This is a genomic window from Kiloniella laminariae, assembly GCF_027214005.1.
In the GTDB taxonomy this organism is placed as follows: Bacteria; Pseudomonadota; Alphaproteobacteria; order Kiloniellales; family Kiloniellaceae; genus Kiloniella; species Kiloniella laminariae_A.
The window spans coordinates 21,333-37,632 of record NZ_JAPWGY010000012.1 but is presented as its reverse complement, the minus strand read 5'-3'; the positions used below and the strand labels follow the sequence as shown (position 1 = coordinate 37,632).

Below are 16,300 nucleotides of genomic sequence, written 5' to 3'. Positions count from 1 at the left end.
AGGACAAAGCTTATCGGGTGCCTTCCGGACTATCTTGTGGACGGTTTTCCCTGAGTTTCTCCTGCTCTTCTTGCACCATATCGGTAATCACGGTCGAACTGGCTGGGGAAAAGAGCACCAAAGGTACACGGAGAGCCCGGACAATTGTTTGGCGGACAAACGTGCGATAGAGCGCAAAAAGAATCAGAATGACCTGGACTGCTGCCGTGGTGAGAAACAACCCGGAAGATCCGACCCTTCCCATCATGAATGACGCGATAACCGGGCCTGACATGGCCCCAATCCCGTAGACAATCATCAACCCGCCTGCAGCATTAACCCTCTGATCTTTTTCAAGGAAATCATTGGCATGAGCAACAGTGATCGGATTCAGGGCAAAAGCGGCACCGCCATAGATCGCAACAGAGACAAAAACCAGAATTCCGCCTAGTCCAGAACCGAAAATCACCCCGATACAGCCAAGGAAAATTCCGCTTGCGACCCCCATAATCATATAGCGTCGGTCAAAATGATCAGACATCCGCCCAAAGGGCCACTGCAGGACCAGTCCTCCAATGATCGCCACCCCCATAAACAGGGCAATATCATCTGTTCCCAGCCCGATCTCTGCTGCAAAAATCGGTCCCATGGAATAAAACGAGGCGTTGGTCATCCCCGCCGCGGCCGCACCGACAGTCCCTAAAGGAGAAAGGCGATAGAGGTCCTTCAGACCAAAGCTCAGCTTTTTGGGTAAGGGGGCAGGCTGTTCGGATCGGGTAAGGGCAACAGGCACAATCGCCAGTGAAAAGAGCGCAGAAATCAGGACAAAAAGCGAGACTTCGGTCGGTGCAGCCAGATTGAGAAGAAACTGTCCAGCAGCCAGACCCCCATAGTAGGTGATCATATAGAAAGCGAGGATCTGCCCCCTTATGGCGTTATCCGCTCGTTCGTTGATCCAGCTTTCCGTAACCATAAACAACCCTGAAATTGCGATTCCAGCCAGACACCTGAACAATGCCCAGGCAAAAGGATCAACAAAATAGGCATGCAGCAGCGGCAAGATCGACATTAACGCCGCAAGCGCGGCATAGGTCCGAATGTGTCCAACACTTGCAACCATCTTCCTGCAAAGGAAAACACCGCTCATAATACCAAAAAAATAGGCTGCCATGACCCAACCTGTGGTTTCGTTGGCAAAACCTTCCGCAGATGCCCGCACCCCGATCAAGGTTGAAAACAAACCGTTCCCCATAACAAGGATGGCCGTCGCCAGAAAAAGACTAACCAGCGAAGAAAGGGTGCTGAACATGAAACCTCCGGAAGATGCCCAGGGCAGGCAAAAGCATAGCAATAGACAAAGGGCCTTATACTGTCAGCCTGACAGCATCCCCTTGCAAATGTATGAAGATATAGCGCCGAATGCCAGACAATTCAGGGATAAATGAATGGCCCGGAAATATCTGAGCGGGAAATAAGCTTGAGAAAGTTCGGGTTAAGATAACCGGGGGGGGTGAAAAAATTATGAAAGGCCTTTGGGGGTACTATAACGGACCAGCAGTCGCGCAACACCTGGATTAAGCTCCAGCCCGACCTCATGACGGGAATTCCATTTGACTGTCCCGTAAAGAGAGCCGCACTGATCATGGCTCAGTTCGATAACACTTCCTACAGGGATCTTTGTGTCCAGTTTCAGGCGCGCCCCGCAGGATGAAAGATCAAGAACCTCACAATCATAACAGGTATCCAGAACTGTCAGAGATACTCTGGTATCTGGCAGTACCGCATGGCGGGGTCCCTGCCGACGATTAGTCAAACGTTTCAGAGAAACCTGAGAGAACTCTTGATACAAAACCTTACCCTCATTACCACAAACTCAACAGCAGTCTCGGAACAATATAGACTACATAAGCTTTCTATATTCTTTATCCTGAAACACGCCAACCGCTATTCGTTGTGAACAGGCCGATATAATATAGTCACGGACCAGAGAAGCCGTTACAGGCTTGGGCATATAACCAGAAATAGACTGCTTCTCCAGTTCCTCGGCGCCACCGGCATTGTCATACCCGCTCATCATCAAAAATGGTAGTTCCCGGGTCAGGGCATCGTTCGAATCGCGCAGGCGCTGCAAAAGATCAAGTCCGGTTTCTGGCACCATAAAATAGTCAGAAATAACCAGATCAGGGGGCTGGACACTAATGGATTCCATTGCTTCAGCAACTGTCTCATAGAGCAGAACTTCCCCGACACCAAGTGATCTAAGCATCAGCTTCATCATCGAGCGGACTGCCTTGCTATCGTCAACAACAACGATCCGTAGATTGGCCCAGTCATCCTTTGTCCAAGGCACCATTTTACCCCTAATTCTCTGGCTATATCCAAAGAGAAAACCTGATAGGATTCTCTTGACCCAACGGTTTCTCTTTGTATCTGTACACAGCCTTCACTTATGACTCCGGAGTGTTAAAAATCTCCTACTGACTGGGTTGTATTCGAGTAAAAATATCGGTTTCTTTGAGAGAAATCTCAATCAGAAAAACTCTAACCATCTGTTATAAAATAAAAATTAAAAAATTCACTCCAGCAAAATCACCCCTATTACGGGAAATAAATATAAAAATATTTTTACCAAAAAATCCGGTAGATAAAATTTAAATTAATTTTGAAATGAAAATCAGCGCCATATGCATATTTTGTTTAGGAATTTGTCGTAACCTCACCCCGTTTCCGATAGTCTCTTGGAAACAAGAATTTCAGGGAGTGGTAAATGAGCCTCAGGACTTACAAATATCAGATTCAGCCCGCACCCATGGCGCGCGTTGAATCCGGGGAAATAGAAGCCAAAAATCTTGACGATGCAAGGCGACAGCTTCGGGTGCAGTACATGCTGTCCCAACTGCCGAATGACACGTTACTGGAAGACCAGTCCGAAATTCAGGAAAATATGGCCCGCGAAAAATCTGCCAAAGCCCGGGAGATGTTAAGAGTCCTGTCCGAACATCATGTCTGGATGAAAGATTCCTCGAAAGGTGCACGGGCGAATCTGAATAACCTCAATCTGACAGACATGGTTATTCCAAAATCCCAATTGGAAAATGCTGATATGGCCGGTGCTGATTTCAGTGGCGCTGATCTGAGCGGTTCCAATCTGGTTAATGCCAATCTGGTCCGGGCCAGCCTTTACGGGACGAACCTTAAGGGCGCTGACCTGTCTGGAGCCGATCTCAGTGATGCCGACCTGCGTGGTGCCAACCTCACCAATGCCAATCTTGAAGGCGCTGATCTCTGGCGGGCAAACCTTATGGGGTGCGTCATTTCGCCTACTGCCCTGCACAAGGCTCTCTCCTGTAAGAAAGAATAAAACACGAGGCTGCAGCCGCAGCACTCGATAAACTGTGCTGTGGGAAATATGAGCGAAAACAAAAAAAACTCTGGGGAATTCGCCACCTCTGCACCGGAAGAAAGATCTGCATTTCAGGCCCTTAAACGGGGCCTGCGCAGAAAATGCCCTTGTTGTGGAACAGGAAATGTCTTTCGGAAGTATGTGACGGTTGAAGATGAATGTGCTGTTTGTGGAGAAGAACTCGGCCACATCAGGGCTGATGATATTCCCCCTTATTTCACCATCATGCTTGTCGGACATATTGTCGTTCCGGGCGTAATGTGGAGTGAACAGTCCTGGGCCCCCTCTCTCTGGGCTCATGTGGCAATCTGGCCTGCCCTGACCCTTGCCCTGACCCTTGCCTTTCTTCCCTTTATCAAGGGCGGTGTTCTTGGCGTGCTCTGGGCGCTGAAAATGTTCGAAGACGAAAAACGCTATCCAGTAACAAAGTGAAACCTGCCTCCCGGGACTCATTGTCATCGATCTTGTGAGCCTCTTTCCGGCTTTAAGCTGTATATTTAGCAATCCTTCCTGCCTGTCTTGATCAAATAACGGACCGGGAGACAGATGCTGCATTGATATTTTCTTTTCCCATCCCCTCAAGTTGTATATACAATGAAAGCAGACACGAGACTTCTTGGAGCAGGATATGTGGGATAGCCTTTGGATCAATTGTCACCTCTGTACCTTACAGGATGATGGTCTTGGTATTATCAAGGATGGTGCCATTGCCTGTCAGGGTGAAAAAATCATCTGGGTTGGCCCCTTCTCTGAGCTCAAAGCTTCCCCGGAAAAGCTGGCAAAAGAAATTTATGACCTCAACGGCAGTTGGATAACTCCCGGTCTGATCGATTGTCATACCCACATTGTTCACGGGGGTGACAGGATCGAAGAATTCAACCTGCGCCTTGAAGGAGCAAGCTACGAAGAAATCGCCCGTGCCGGTGGGGGAATTCGCTCAACGGTGAAAGCCACCCGCGAAGCCAGTGAAGCAGAGCTTCTTGCTGCCGCACTCAAACGAGCAACAGCCCTGCAGTCCGAAGGGGTAACGGTTATCGAGGTAAAATCCGGTTATGGCCTGAACTGGGAAAATGAATGCAAGCAGCTCAAAGTAGCCCGCGAGATTGAAAACCACCTGCCGATCAAGGTGCAAACCTCCTATCTCGCAGCCCATACCATTCCAGAAGAATTTCACGGCAATGGCGACGGGTATATCGATTCAGTAATCGAAAAACTGTCCGAGCTGAAAGAACTGGGTCTGGCAGATGCCATTGATGGCTTTTGTGAAGGCATTGCCTTTAATCCCGAACAGATTGAAAAACTATTCAAATCGGCACAAAAACTGGGCTTTAATCTGAAACTCCACGCGGATCAACTCAGTGATCTGGGGGGGGCTGGCCTTGCAGCCCGTTATGGTGCGCTTTCTGCCGATCACCTGGAATACAGTTCGGAACAATCGGTCAAGGCAATGGCCCAAGCCGGATCAGTCGCTGTTATTCTTCCCGGTGCTTTCTATTTCCTCAAGGAAACCCAGGTCCCTCCCATTGCTGCCTTCCGTGAGCATGGCGTGCCCATGGCCGTAGCAACAGATATGAACCCAGGCTCGTCACCCTGTTGTTCCCTGCTTATGTCCATGAACATGGCCTGTACCCTGTTTCGCATGACACCGACCGAGGCCTTGCGCGGGGTAACCCTCAACGCCGCAAAAGCCCTCGGGATCTCAGACACCCACGGCTCTCTTGAGGTTGGCAAATCTGCTGACCTCGCCATCTGGGATATTTCTTCTCCCGCCGCTCTTTCTTATTACATTGGCTACAATCCCCTGCAGCAACTGGTTCAGGCCGGGAAAACGATTGTTCAGTAAAAACGTTATCCAATATCTCAAGATTCGAAATAGTTCGTTCCTGATAGTCTTCTGAACAACTCACAAAACAAAGGCCCATCTGATCCGGACGGGCCTTTGTTCTTTCAGTACTACTATTTACAACGGCGCATAGCTTATCGCCAGAGCAAGGCCGGATGAAACAGCCAGAACTTTGGGAATACTCCAGTGTAATCTCAAAAGAAGGCCGCCTGAGACAACTGCCAGAGCAACAGCGTAAATATCCAGTGTCCCCAAATCTGGAATCCAGAGTTGAACAGGCCCCATCTTCTCAAGTGTTACCTCGGCAAAAAACACATGCAGGGCAAACCAGAGCGAAAGATTCAGGATAACTCCGACTACCGCGGCAATAATCGCCGAAAGAGCGCCTTTCAGGCGGGGCTGGCTGCCGATCCATTCGATGTAGGGTGCCCCGGCAAAGATCCAGAGGAAACAGGGCGCAAACGTTGCCCAGAGCGCAACCATCGCACCACTAAGACCAGCGAGCCATGACAGGGTTTCAGCCTGCTGGTACGCAGCCAGAAAACCGACAAACTCGGTTACCAGAATAAGTGGTCCCGGAGTGGTCTCCGCAAGGCCAAGTCCATCCATCATCTGACCCGCCGTAAGCCAGCCGTGGTTTTGCACCACGTCCTGCCCCATATAGGCCAGGACGGCATAAGCACCACCAAAGGTAACCACCGCCAGTTTCGAGAAAAACCAGCCTATCTGCCCCAGGATGTCGCCCTCGCCAAGATAGGAAGACAGCAAAACCAGAGGCAACAGCCAGATTGTCAGCCAAAGCACAACTGTCCGCAGTGTTGCCACAGGTTTTACATCAATCTGAACCAGGTCTTCCGGAAACCCCTGATCTTTCCGGCTGCGCCAGAAACCGTACAATCCTGCAAGAAAGACAATGAGGGGAAAAGGAAGTGCCAGGAAAAAAATTGCCACCAGAGACACCGCGGCAATAATCCAGTGCTGCGTTTTTTTCAGGGCCTTGCGAGATATCCTTAACAGGGCCTCAAGAACAATAATCAATACTGCCGCCTTGATACCGAAGAACAGGGCTTCGACAAAAGGTACACTGCCAAAAGCAGCATAGATTGCGGCCAGAGCCAGGACAACAAACGCCCCGGGCAAGACAAACAGCAACCCGGCAGCCAGCCCGCCAGCAACCCCATGCAACCGCCAGCCTGCGTAGGTCGCCAGTTGCATCGCTTCCGGCCCCGGCAGCAGCATGCAAAAACTCAGAGCGTTGAGGAACTGGGTTTCTGTCAGCCACTTTCTCTCGTCAACAATAACACGATGCATCAAGGCGATCTGTGCCGTAGGTCCGCCGAAAGAAAGGATTCCGATCTGGAACCAGATCCTGATCGCTGCCCATAGCGTAATCGGGTCATGAATGGTCTTATCGGCAGTAACAGTGCCGGAACTGCCGCGTCCCTTGTCAAGAGCATGATCAGTCATTCTCTTGCCTCCGCGTCACCGCTGCAGGCCAATCGTGCCCTTCGCCCGTAGCATCCCGGGCCCAGCGATAGAAGGCATCATAAAGTAACATTCCTGCCTCAAGCTGAGCGAGATCATCCCGATACATTCTGGAAAGTCCCAGAGAAGCGGCAAGTAATCCGGCAGCCTCGGGAGCAAGATCATGTCGATTGGTATCTGCTCCCCTTACGATCGTTGCCAGTTTTTTCAAAGCATCAATCTCAAGGCCAAACTCGGTAACCATCGTATCAAAGGTACAAAGCTCTCCCCGATGGCTCCAGAAGACATCTTCAACATCAAAGGGTGTAGCATCGAATTTCTCCGCCACACTTTCCACTTCGGATGGCATAACAAAAAGAAACTGGGCAGAGGGATCAACAAAGCGGCGGATCAGCCAGGGACAGGCAATCCGGTCGATCTTTGGCCGTAACCGGGTAACCCAGAGCGTATTTCCCCTGGCTGTGCGTGCCGGTATAGATTTCGCCGGAACAGTCGGCAATCCTGCAGCACTCCAGCCCAGGGTGCCTGTTTCCAGACTCTCCGCGTTCACCCCATGGTGACGCAGGAGCGCCGCAGCTCCCTGGCTCAACTTCAGGCCCTTCTGACAGATAACAACAACGGACTTCCCCATCAATCGGGGAAGCAGAGTTTCAATGTCCCGGAAACCATAACGGAAAGCCCCGGGAATAAAACGGGGATCATCTTCGAAATTCTCATCAATGCGGACATCAATGAGCAGCGGAGCATTTGCTGTACCAATAAGTCGGGAAAGTTGGGCAACTGTAATTTCGGTTGGTGACGACATCAGGCGTCCTCCCTTGTTTGTAAGAGATTGTTACGGACGCGAATCTTGGGCTGTCGCCTCACGGGGCGTTCGCAAGCCCCATGACTTTATAAAAGCCTGAAACTTCTATTCTGTCAATGCAAGGGGCTAATCACCTGCCAGGCGAACTTGAAACTCAGGCCCACTACCTGGGAATACTCAGCTTGTGAAGAACAAGTCAGTTCCCGCGCCGCGGTCTGGTGAAATGCGCCCCGACTGGTTTCTGCTTTTCCGTATTGTCTCGGGGCTTATTGTCCAAGGTCTGTTTGTGCCGGGCCTGCTTGCGATATCACCCGGAAACAATTCTCGTATCAAGTGCCCAGCGTGGTGCTGGTGGAACCTCAGCCCCATACCCAATTCGGGCAAGCATCTGCAAGGTTTCCCCCTTTTCAGCAAACAAGGCGTGTATTTTCTGATGGAGTTCCTTCATCTCGTCATATTCCTGCAAAGCCTGACTATGAGGCTGCATGCTTATCCCGTGAGTCGTTGCCGTCAGATTTGCCCGTACATAGTCCCTGCCCGCCGCGATCTGGCTCTTTCTGTTGTTATCTTCTGTAGCCAGGATAACAAAGGCGCCAGCAGTTTCATTCAGAGGCCTCATATAATCGAGGCTTTCGGCAAAAGCTCCACTTGCAGGATCAGCCAGGCTGTCGCGGGTTACATAACCTGCGCGGTTCGCGGCTTCCAAAAAGGCACCTCCAAGAGAGATCCCGTCGGGAGTTTCTTCAATCTCCGCTTTCCCGATGCGCATCAACGCAACACTCTCACCGTGTTTCTCCGGGGTTTTCACCTCCACCAGCGAAGCCTGCCAACCAATCTCCTTGAGGGTGCTGATACTCCTGGCATCACTCAGTACAGAAACACGGATACTTCCGTATCCAGAGCGAGCAATCGCATCTAGGCCGGATTGGGCAATTTCCCGGGTTTCATCAAAAACGGTGCGATTGGTCCTCCGGTTGAGTATGGCATGAAAAAGTGGATCCTTCTTTTGCGTCGCATCTGCCACAAGCCTGATGTGGGCAACGGCACGAGCATCAAGCTTCTGGTCATTGCTGCCTTCTGGAAAGACATCAATCTCCGCCCGATATCCGCTCTGGGCAGCAGCAATTTGTAAAATCTCCAGAAAACAACCCAGGCCAATCGTTATCTGCCGATTATAGGGGTCTGTTTCAGGCAAGAGGCGATCCAGTTGACAAAACAGTGTCGCTTCACTTTCTGATTTTAATTCCACCTGCCAGGGCTGACGGTTATGGGGATTAGGGGCCAGGATTGCATAGGATAATGCATTGCGGATCGGATCCGCATAGATACGCCCCGCATCTGTCCAGGGCAACCGCGCCCTTTTCGGGTCGCGTGTTGCAGACCACCCCCCGGCTCCGGCAGCCAGAATAACGCCCGTACCACCTATGATCTTCAGAAACTTGCGTCGACCTTGTTGCATGACCAGTTCATTTCTCTGAATATGTTGTTTGCCATTAAATCACAGAGCTCAAGTGCAAACACCCCGGAGTTCCCAATTAAGAACAGGCAGTTGAGTTATGTTGGAACGGCAGCAAATCGCCACGTCACGCCAGCTTCGCGCAACATTTCTTCCTGGGTTTTAATCATGCCCCAGCGTTCGGCAAAGTCCGGATCACTTTTGCTCTTTTCATCAACGATAATCTCGCGGATCCCGCTTTGAATAATCGCCCGGGAACAGTCCGGGCAGGGAAAGTGCGTGACATAGATACTTGCACCACTCAAGCGGACGCCGACACGGGCCGCATGAAAGATCGCGTTGCGTTCAGCATGCTCAGTCCAGTCATACTTCAGCGGACGCGCATGGCGTTCATCGGCATTGTCATCCACCAGGCGGGGAAAACCATTAAAACCATAGGGGCCAGGTGTATTATCCTCAAGTATGATCACCGCCCCGACCTGGGTCGAGCGATCCTTGGACCAGCTGGCGATTTCCCGAGCCAGTTTCAGATAACGGGCATCCCATTTTTCCGACATTTTCTACTTCCCCTTGCCCCCTGACAAAATAGCTCTTGTCGATTTGAATCATTGCCTGAATCATTACCTGATCCTTAATCACAGTGATGAAGCATAGCCAATCCCCCTTCCCAGTCCACCATAAAACCCGTTATTCCCCGAACGCGCACCACCAACACAGAAAAATTCATCATGACAAGCTGATCTTTGCCCTGTCATTTTCCCGTGACGGATGTTTTAGTATCTGAAGACAATCGCAGAGGACATGTTGATGACAACCGGGATGACAACAGACCAGATCTTTCTTTTTGCCCTGTTTGGCTGTGTATTTATCATGTTGATCTGGGGGAAGATCCGCTATGACCTTGTGGCATTCTCTGCCCTGGTTGTTGCCGTTGTCGCCGGATTTGTCACAGCCGACGAGGCCTTTTCCGGTTTTGGTCATCCCGCTGTGGTTATCATTGCCCTGGTGCTGATCGTCTCGCGCGGCCTGATGAATTCAGGGGCTGTAGAGCTGATCGCGGGTTTTGTCCTTTCTTCAAGTCGCCCCCTGCCCCTACATATCGGCATCATGTCTATTGTCGGCGCAACCCTCTCGGCAATAATTAACAATGTCGCAGCTCTCGCCCTGTTGATGACACTGGATATCCAGGCAGCAGAAAAGGCCAAACGCGCTGCCGCACTCAGCCTCATGCCCCTTTCCTTTGCCACCATTCTGGGCGGGATGATTACCCTGATTGGCACACCACCCAATATCGTCATTGCCCAGTACCGCGAGCGGGTGCTCGGGGAAAGCTATGGCATGTTTGATTTCACTCCGGTGGGACTCTCTGTTGCCATCGGCGGTATACTCTTTGTTGCCCTGATCGGCTGGCGCCTGATCCCACAGCGGGATCGCCCAGCGATTATTCACAGTGGTGATGATACGGGGCTCTATGTCGCAGAAGCAGAAATTCCAGAGAGCTCAGACACCGTCGGCAAACGTGTAACCGAACTTTATCCGCTGGCACGTGAGCATGACCTGACCATTCTCGGTCTTGTCAGAGCCAATCGTCGTTTGCCCGGTTTTGCCAGATATGAAGAGATCCAGAAGGATGACCACCTCGTTCTTGAAGGAGACCCCAAATCCATCGAAGCCTTTCTTGGCGCCGCGAAACTCAACTATGCCGGCAAAGACAAGCACGAAGTCGGCCTGACCAGTTCTTCCCTGACCCTGCTTGAAGCCATTGTACCAGACGGTGCCCGGGTTGCTGGACAGTCAAGTAATGAAATGCGTCTGCTCTCCCGCCACGGGGTGACCTTGCTCGGGGTTTCCCGACAAGGAAAACGCTTTCGTGACCGCGTCAGGAAACTGAAAATCAGAACCGGAGACGTGGTTCTTTTGCTCGGGCCAGAAGAACAGTTGGCCGAGGTCACAGCCTGGATGGGTGTCCTGCCTCTGGCCGACAAACAACATGCAGTCATCCAGCGCAGAAAAGCATCTATGGCCATTGGCCTTTTTATGGCCGCCATCGCCCTGTCCGTGGCAGGTCTGGTTTATCTGCCGATATCACTAGCCGGCTGTGTTATTGCCTTTGTCGGGCTGGGAATTATTTCCGGGCGAGAGGTCTATGAATCCGTTGAATGGAAAGTCATTGTCCTGCTGGCATCCCTGATTCCGCTTGGGATTGCCCTGGAAAATTCAGGCGGCACCCAGCTGATAGCAGAGCTGATTGTTGCCCAGACACAGGGCTGGCCTGCCTGGGCAATTCTGACAGTGCTGGTGGTCGTCACCATGACGCTGTCTGATCTGCTGAACAATGTCGCCACCGCCCTGATTGCCGCCCCTATCGGGGTGGATGTGGCCAACGCCATTGGCGCTGCCCCCGACCCGTTTCTCATGGGCGTCGCCGTTGCCGCCTCCTGCGCCTTCCTGACCCCGATTGGACACAAGAACAACACCATCATCATGGGGCCGGGTGGCTATCGTTTTGGGGACTACTGGCGCATGGGACTGCCATTAGAGTTACTGGTGATTGCTATTGCGATTCCAGCAATACTGTTCTTCTGGCCTTTGTAAGCAGATAATTATCCTCAGACTTCCGCTGGCCAGTAGCTTGCCAGCGGCGGGAAGCGTTTGACCAGCCCCTCACGACCAAGCTCTCGTAGCAACTGCATATTGCGCTGGGGGATTTCTTCCGGCTTGCTGTAACTTGCCAGTGCCCGGCTCATCTGACCTTCCCGGATCAGATGTAACATCGGGAAAGGCGAACGGTTGGTCCAGTTACTCAGGTCTTCTTGACCGACACCTTCAAAGCAATAGCGGGGGTGAAAACTCGCCAACTGGAAAACATCACTTAGCCCGCTCTGTTCTATCGCTTCTTCTGCAAGAGAGAGAAAATCAAGAAAATCATCGAAATCAGCTAGGCTCTGACTGAAAACCATCAGAGACGTTGAATATTCTTCTTCGCCTGCTTCGGCAATATTCGACAGCTCTTCAAGGAACCCCAGATATCCCTGCTCTTCGGTATCTGCCTTAACCACAACGTAATGAAGCCGCTCGGTCCGGACTTCGGGAGCAGCAAAAGGGCAGAGGTTCAGGCCAATGACCATCTGCTCCACCCACAAGCGGGTCAGTTCACCTGCGTTTTCAGCCTTATATTCAGGGTATGCCTGTGTCATGCATGGCGCTCCAAGGTATGAACCCATTCAGCGCAAAGCTGGTGCCGCGGAAAATAAATCCAAAGGAAAAAATAATGAACCAGATATCAGGTTCCAACGTCAAAGAGTAAACCTGTATCAAGATGATAAGTAACACCACTTAAAGAAACTAGAAACAAGAAACCCCGGAAACAAAAACCGATGCCCAAAACCGAAACTCTCCTGGCTCTTGTACCACTTGGATTACACATTCTGACATTTGGCTTGTCTGCCTTGTCCGGCTGGTCACTGGTGATCATCGTTTGGTTGCTTCGCCTTGAGACTCTTGTCGCAATCTCGTTATCTGTACACACCCTGATTGAAGACTGGCAGAAAGGGTACGATGTGGAGATCTTTCCCCTCACCTTCCTGATTATGGGTACCGTATCGTTCATCTGCAGCTGGTACCCCGTACCCGGCGCAGTAATCTGGATTATCTTTGTCTTGCACAGCCTGATTGTCGGTGCTCTTGCCTTCTTTGCCCTGACCTTCGAGATGCGGATGTTTTAAAAATTCAATAAAAAAGGCGACCCCGAAGGATCGCCTTTCCCAATTCAATCTGAAAACAGAACCTAGAACAGACCTTCGATCTGGCCCTGTTCGTTCAGATAGATGTTGTTCGCAGAAGGAACGCGCGGCAGACCAGGCATGGTCATGATCGCGCCTGTTACAACCACGATGAAACCGGCACCGGCAGACAGACGAACTTCACGCACAGGAACCGCATGACCTGTTGGTGCACCAAGCAAGGTCGGGTCAGTCGAGAAGCTGTACTGGGTTTTCGCCATACAGATCGGGAAGTGCCCAAAATCTTTCTGCAGTTCAGCAATCTGGTTGCGAACAGCAGCGTCAGCAATAATTTCACTGGCGCCATAGATTTCCTTGGCAATGGTTTCGATCTTGTTCCACAGCGGCATTTCATCCGGATAGAGTGGAGCAAAGTCAGCGACACCGGAATCAGCAAGCTCAACAACATGGTTGGCCAGAGCTTCTGTTCCAGCGGAACCGTTCGCCCAATGGCTTGCAACAATTGCTTTTGCCCCAAGAGCTTCACACGCTGCTGAAATCGCGGCGATTTCAGCATCTGTATCGGTGATGAACTGGTTGATAGCAACAACAGCAGGAACCCGGAATTTTTTCACGTTGGCAATGTGACGCGCCAGGTTTGCACAGCCTTTGGTCACAGCATCAACGTTTTCACCACCGAGATCGGCTTTGGCAACACCACCATGCATTTTCAACGCACGAACCGTTGCGACGATAACCACAGCAGAAGGCTTCAGGCCAGCTTTACGGCATTTGATGTCGAAGAACTTCTCGGCACCAAGATCCGCACCGAAGCCAGCTTCTGTGACAACATAGTCGGCCAGTTTCAGAGCCGTCTTTGTTGCGATGACAGAGTTACAACCATGCGCGATGTTCGCGAAAGGACCACCGTGGATAAACGCAGGATTGTTTTCCAGCGTCTGCACCAGGTTTGGAGAAATCGCGTCTTTCAGCAGAACAGCCATTGCGCCTGGACCTTTGAGGTCACGGGCATAAATCGGCTGTTTGTCACGTGTGTAGGCAACAATGATTTTGCCCAGACGTTCGGACAGGTCATTCAGGTCTGTGGACAGACAGAAGATCGCCATGATTTCAGAAGCAACAACAATGTCGAAACCGTCTTCACGTGGATAACCGTTGCTGACGCCACCCAGAGAGTTGGTGATAGCGCGCAGGGCACGATCGTTCATGTCAACAACACGTTTCCACTGTACACGTCGGGAATCGATACCCAGCTCGTTACCCCAGTAGATGTGGTTGTCGATCAGCGCTGACAGCAGGTTGTGCGCCACGCCGATAGCGTGGAAGTCACCGGTAAAGTGCAGGTTGATGTCTTCCATTGGAACAACCTGGGCATAACCGCCACCAGCTGCCCCGCCTTTAACGCCGAAACAAGGGCCGAGGGAAGGTTCACGCAGCGCGATAATGGCTTTTTTACCGATGCGGTTCAGACCATCACCAAGCCCGACAGTTGTCGTTGTTTTTCCTTCACCAGCAGGGGTCGGGTTAATCGCCGTCACCAGGATAAGCTTGCCATCCTTGTTGCCTTGGATCGAATTGATGAAATCGAAAGACAACTTTGCTTTGTTTGGACCATACTGAAGCAACTGGTCAGCTGGAATTCCGATTTTTGCTGCAACTTCGGTAATCGGTTGCATTTTTGCCTCGCGGGCAATTTCGATGTCGCTCTTGGGCATTAGCCTACGGCCTCCTGACGGTAATAGATTTCACGACGAAATCTAGATGACGTTTGACTGTTGAGATATCCTACAAGCGTCATTTCGTCATCCAGAAACACCTGATCCCCCCGTAAAGCACGTTCGTAATTAACTATCGCGAAATAGGCGTTTCAAATCAAAATCTTATTTTTTCATTATTGTTCATACACTTACCACATTTCATCAGACATCCCGAGTCGGATATCGTCGATTGATAGAGTTCGCAAGCAGCACCTTGAATCATTTCCATATTCTGGAACGACCGACCAGAAACAGAAAACAAAACAGGACTGCCTGTTTATTTTGCACGACAGCTATTCCACTTTGTTCTGAAATAGAAATTGACAGCCGAGCAGGCAGGGCGCAGCTTTTCCCACCGCATAAAAATTTGATGAAGAACCATCATGTTAGAGATCCGGCCGATTATGGCCACTGTCGGCATCCTGCTTTGTGGACTTGCAAGCTTGATGATTCTGCCAGCAACAATTGATTTTGTGAATAGTAATCCAGACTGGCAGGCATTCTTCGTATCTGCAGCTATCACCCTCTTCATCGGTGGCGTCCTCGCCCTCAGCAACCACGGCGAAGCTTTCTTTTCAATCAATCTTCGTCAGGCATTTCTTCTGACCCTGTCCAGCTGGTTAGTGATCCCGCTTTTTGCAGCGCTCCCTCTGGTCTGGCTCCATATCAGTTATACAGACGCATTCTTCGAAGCGATGTCTGCCATGACCACAACGGGCTCAACCGTTCTTACCGGGCTGGATGGCCTCCCTCCTGGCATTCTTTTCTGGCGCTCCATTCTTCAGTGGATCGGCGGCATTGGCATTCTGGTGATGGCCGTCTTTATCCTGCCCTTTATCCGCAGCGGAGGAATGCAGCTCTTTGCCCTCGAAAGTTCTGACAATTCCGGCAAGGTCGTCTCAAAGGCACACCAACTGACTGTATGGATCCTCTGCATTTACCTCTTTATGACTTTGGTCTGTGTAATACTGTTCCGCTGGTCAGGCATGAACCTTTTTGATGCCATAAACCACGCGATGACAACGGTATCTACAGGGGGATTTTCTACCCATGATGCCTCCTTCGGCTATTTCAAAAATCCGTCCTCACACTGGATCGCCAGTCTTTTCATGACCTTGGGGGCCTTGCCCTTCAGCCTCTACATCCGGTCCCTGACCAAAAACCACGCTGCACTTTATTACGACAGTCAGGTCAGAAGCTTTATTCTTTTGTTACTGGGCGTTTCACTTGTTTTGGCGCTCTGGCTGGAACAGGAACAGGGGATAAGCTTTATCACCGCCCTGCAGATGGTAACGTTCAATGTCGTATCCGTTGTCACCACAACCGGTTTTGCCAGTGATAACTATCTGGCCTGGGGCGCGCCAGCTGCGGGTATTTTCCTTGTGTTGACCTTTGTCGGTGGCTGTACAGGATCGACCAGTGGCGCGATCAAGATTTATCGTTTTCAGGTTCTCTGGTTGATCGTGCGCTCACATGTTTTCAGCATGATGTCTCCGCACCGGGTGCAGACAATTACCTACAACGACCGCGTCATCACAGAAGAAATCCAGCGATCTGTTCTGGCGTTTCTGGCGGTTTTCTTCACCACGATTTTCCTCGCCACCATTGTGCTGGGGGCAATGGGGCTTGATCCCCTGACCGCCTTTACCGCCAGCGTCACGGCAATCACCAACGTTGGTCCCGGTCTTGGGCCAATCATCGGCCCGGACGGAAATTTTGCCAGTCTGCCAGATGTCGCCAAGTGGACTCTATCTCTTGTCATGCTGATTGGGCGGCTGGAAGTCTTCACCGTTCTGGTGGTGATCATGCCCTCATTCTGGTGGTAAGGC

At 51.2% G+C, this 16,300-nt stretch carries 15 protein-coding genes; 6 read left to right on the top strand and 9 right to left on the bottom strand.

Translation table 11 applies throughout. The features are described from left to right. Positions 1-10: 10 nt before the first annotated feature. From O4H49_RS19095 to O4H49_RS19085, 3 genes are all read right to left on the bottom strand, one after another. Positions 11-1,288: an MFS transporter gene (locus tag O4H49_RS19095; protein WP_269425046.1), complete on the bottom strand. Its 1,278-nt coding sequence runs from the start codon at positions 1,286-1,288 to the stop codon at positions 11-13. 210 nt (positions 1,289-1,498) lie between these two features. Continuing rightward, positions 1,499-1,828, bottom strand: coding sequence for a PilZ domain-containing protein (locus tag O4H49_RS19090; RefSeq protein ID WP_269425045.1), 330 nt, complete (start codon positions 1,826-1,828; stop codon positions 1,499-1,501). 51 nt (positions 1,829-1,879) lie between these two features. Further along, on the bottom strand, positions 1,880-2,332 hold the full coding sequence (locus O4H49_RS19085; protein WP_269425044.1) for a response regulator: 453 nt from the start codon (positions 2,330-2,332) through the stop codon (positions 1,880-1,882). A gap of 414 nt (positions 2,333-2,746) precedes the next feature. On the opposite strand from O4H49_RS19085, the gene O4H49_RS19080 reads away from it, so the two are divergent. The 3 genes from O4H49_RS19080 (at position 2,747) to hutI (ending at position 5,225) form a co-directional block, all read left to right on the top strand. Next, on the top strand, positions 2,747-3,340 hold the full coding sequence (locus tag O4H49_RS19080; protein WP_269425043.1) for a pentapeptide repeat-containing protein: 594 nt from the start codon (positions 2,747-2,749) through the stop codon (positions 3,338-3,340). Between the two features lie 48 nt (positions 3,341-3,388). After that, the gene (locus O4H49_RS19075; protein ID WP_269425042.1) at positions 3,389-3,814 is read left to right on the top strand and encodes a DUF983 domain-containing protein; all 426 of its coding nucleotides are present in this window, start codon (positions 3,389-3,391) and stop codon (positions 3,812-3,814) included. A 184-nt stretch (positions 3,815-3,998) separates the two neighbouring features. Further along, positions 3,999-5,225 carry an imidazolonepropionase gene (hutI, locus tag O4H49_RS19070; RefSeq protein WP_269425041.1) on the top strand — a complete coding sequence of 409 codons (1,227 nt, stop codon included), beginning with the start codon at positions 3,999-4,001 and terminating at the stop codon, positions 5,223-5,225. Between the two features lie 117 nt (positions 5,226-5,342). Here hutI and chrA read toward each other — a convergent pair whose 3' ends face one another. The 4 genes from chrA to O4H49_RS19050 form a co-directional block, all read right to left on the bottom strand. Then, positions 5,343-6,692 carry a chromate efflux transporter gene (chrA, locus tag O4H49_RS19065; protein ID WP_269425040.1) on the bottom strand — a complete coding sequence of 450 codons (1,350 nt, stop codon included), beginning with the start codon at positions 6,690-6,692 and terminating at the stop codon, positions 5,343-5,345. Further along, positions 6,685-7,515 carry a sulfurtransferase/chromate resistance protein gene (locus O4H49_RS19060; RefSeq protein WP_269425039.1) on the bottom strand — a complete coding sequence of 277 codons (831 nt, stop codon included), beginning with the start codon at positions 7,513-7,515 and terminating at the stop codon, positions 6,685-6,687. Before O4H49_RS19060 ends, chrA begins: the two co-directional genes overlap by 8 nt. 307 nt (positions 7,516-7,822) lie before the next feature. Continuing rightward, positions 7,823-8,974, bottom strand: a complete 1,152-nt coding sequence (locus tag O4H49_RS19055) for an Acg family FMN-binding oxidoreductase (RefSeq protein WP_269425038.1) — start codon at positions 8,972-8,974, stop codon at positions 7,823-7,825. A 95-nt stretch (positions 8,975-9,069) separates the two neighbouring features. Further along, complete coding sequence (locus O4H49_RS19050; protein ID WP_269425037.1) at positions 9,070-9,528, bottom strand: deoxycytidylate deaminase; 459 nt, start codon at positions 9,526-9,528, stop codon at positions 9,070-9,072. Between the two features lie 250 nt (positions 9,529-9,778). Between O4H49_RS19050 and O4H49_RS19045 the strand changes: the two genes are divergently transcribed. Further along, the gene (locus tag O4H49_RS19045) at positions 9,779-11,566 is read left to right on the top strand and encodes an SLC13 family permease (RefSeq protein ID WP_269425036.1); all 1,788 of its coding nucleotides are present in this window, start codon (positions 9,779-9,781) and stop codon (positions 11,564-11,566) included. 14 nt (positions 11,567-11,580) lie between these two features. Here O4H49_RS19045 and O4H49_RS19040 read toward each other — a convergent pair whose 3' ends face one another. Beyond that, a complete protein-coding gene (locus O4H49_RS19040) occupies positions 11,581-12,168 on the bottom strand; it encodes a DUF1415 domain-containing protein (protein ID WP_269425035.1) in 588 nt (195 codons plus the stop codon). A gap of 180 nt (positions 12,169-12,348) precedes the next feature. Between O4H49_RS19040 and O4H49_RS19035 the strand changes: the two genes are divergently transcribed. After that, positions 12,349-12,696 (top strand): hypothetical protein, encoded by a 348-nt coding sequence (locus O4H49_RS19035; RefSeq protein WP_269425034.1) that lies wholly within the window; start codon positions 12,349-12,351, stop codon positions 12,694-12,696. Positions 12,697-12,758: 62 nt separating this feature from the next. Here the strand turns inward: O4H49_RS19035 and O4H49_RS19030 are convergent, their stop codons facing one another. Then, on the bottom strand, positions 12,759-14,429 hold the full coding sequence (locus O4H49_RS19030; RefSeq protein WP_269425033.1) for a formate--tetrahydrofolate ligase: 1,671 nt from the start codon (positions 14,427-14,429) through the stop codon (positions 12,759-12,761). A 425-nt stretch (positions 14,430-14,854) separates the two neighbouring features. On the opposite strand from O4H49_RS19030, the gene O4H49_RS19025 reads away from it, so the two are divergent. Next, the gene (locus O4H49_RS19025) at positions 14,855-16,297 is read left to right on the top strand and encodes a TrkH family potassium uptake protein (protein WP_269425032.1); all 1,443 of its coding nucleotides are present in this window, start codon (positions 14,855-14,857) and stop codon (positions 16,295-16,297) included. Positions 16,298-16,300: the final 3 nt, after the last annotated feature.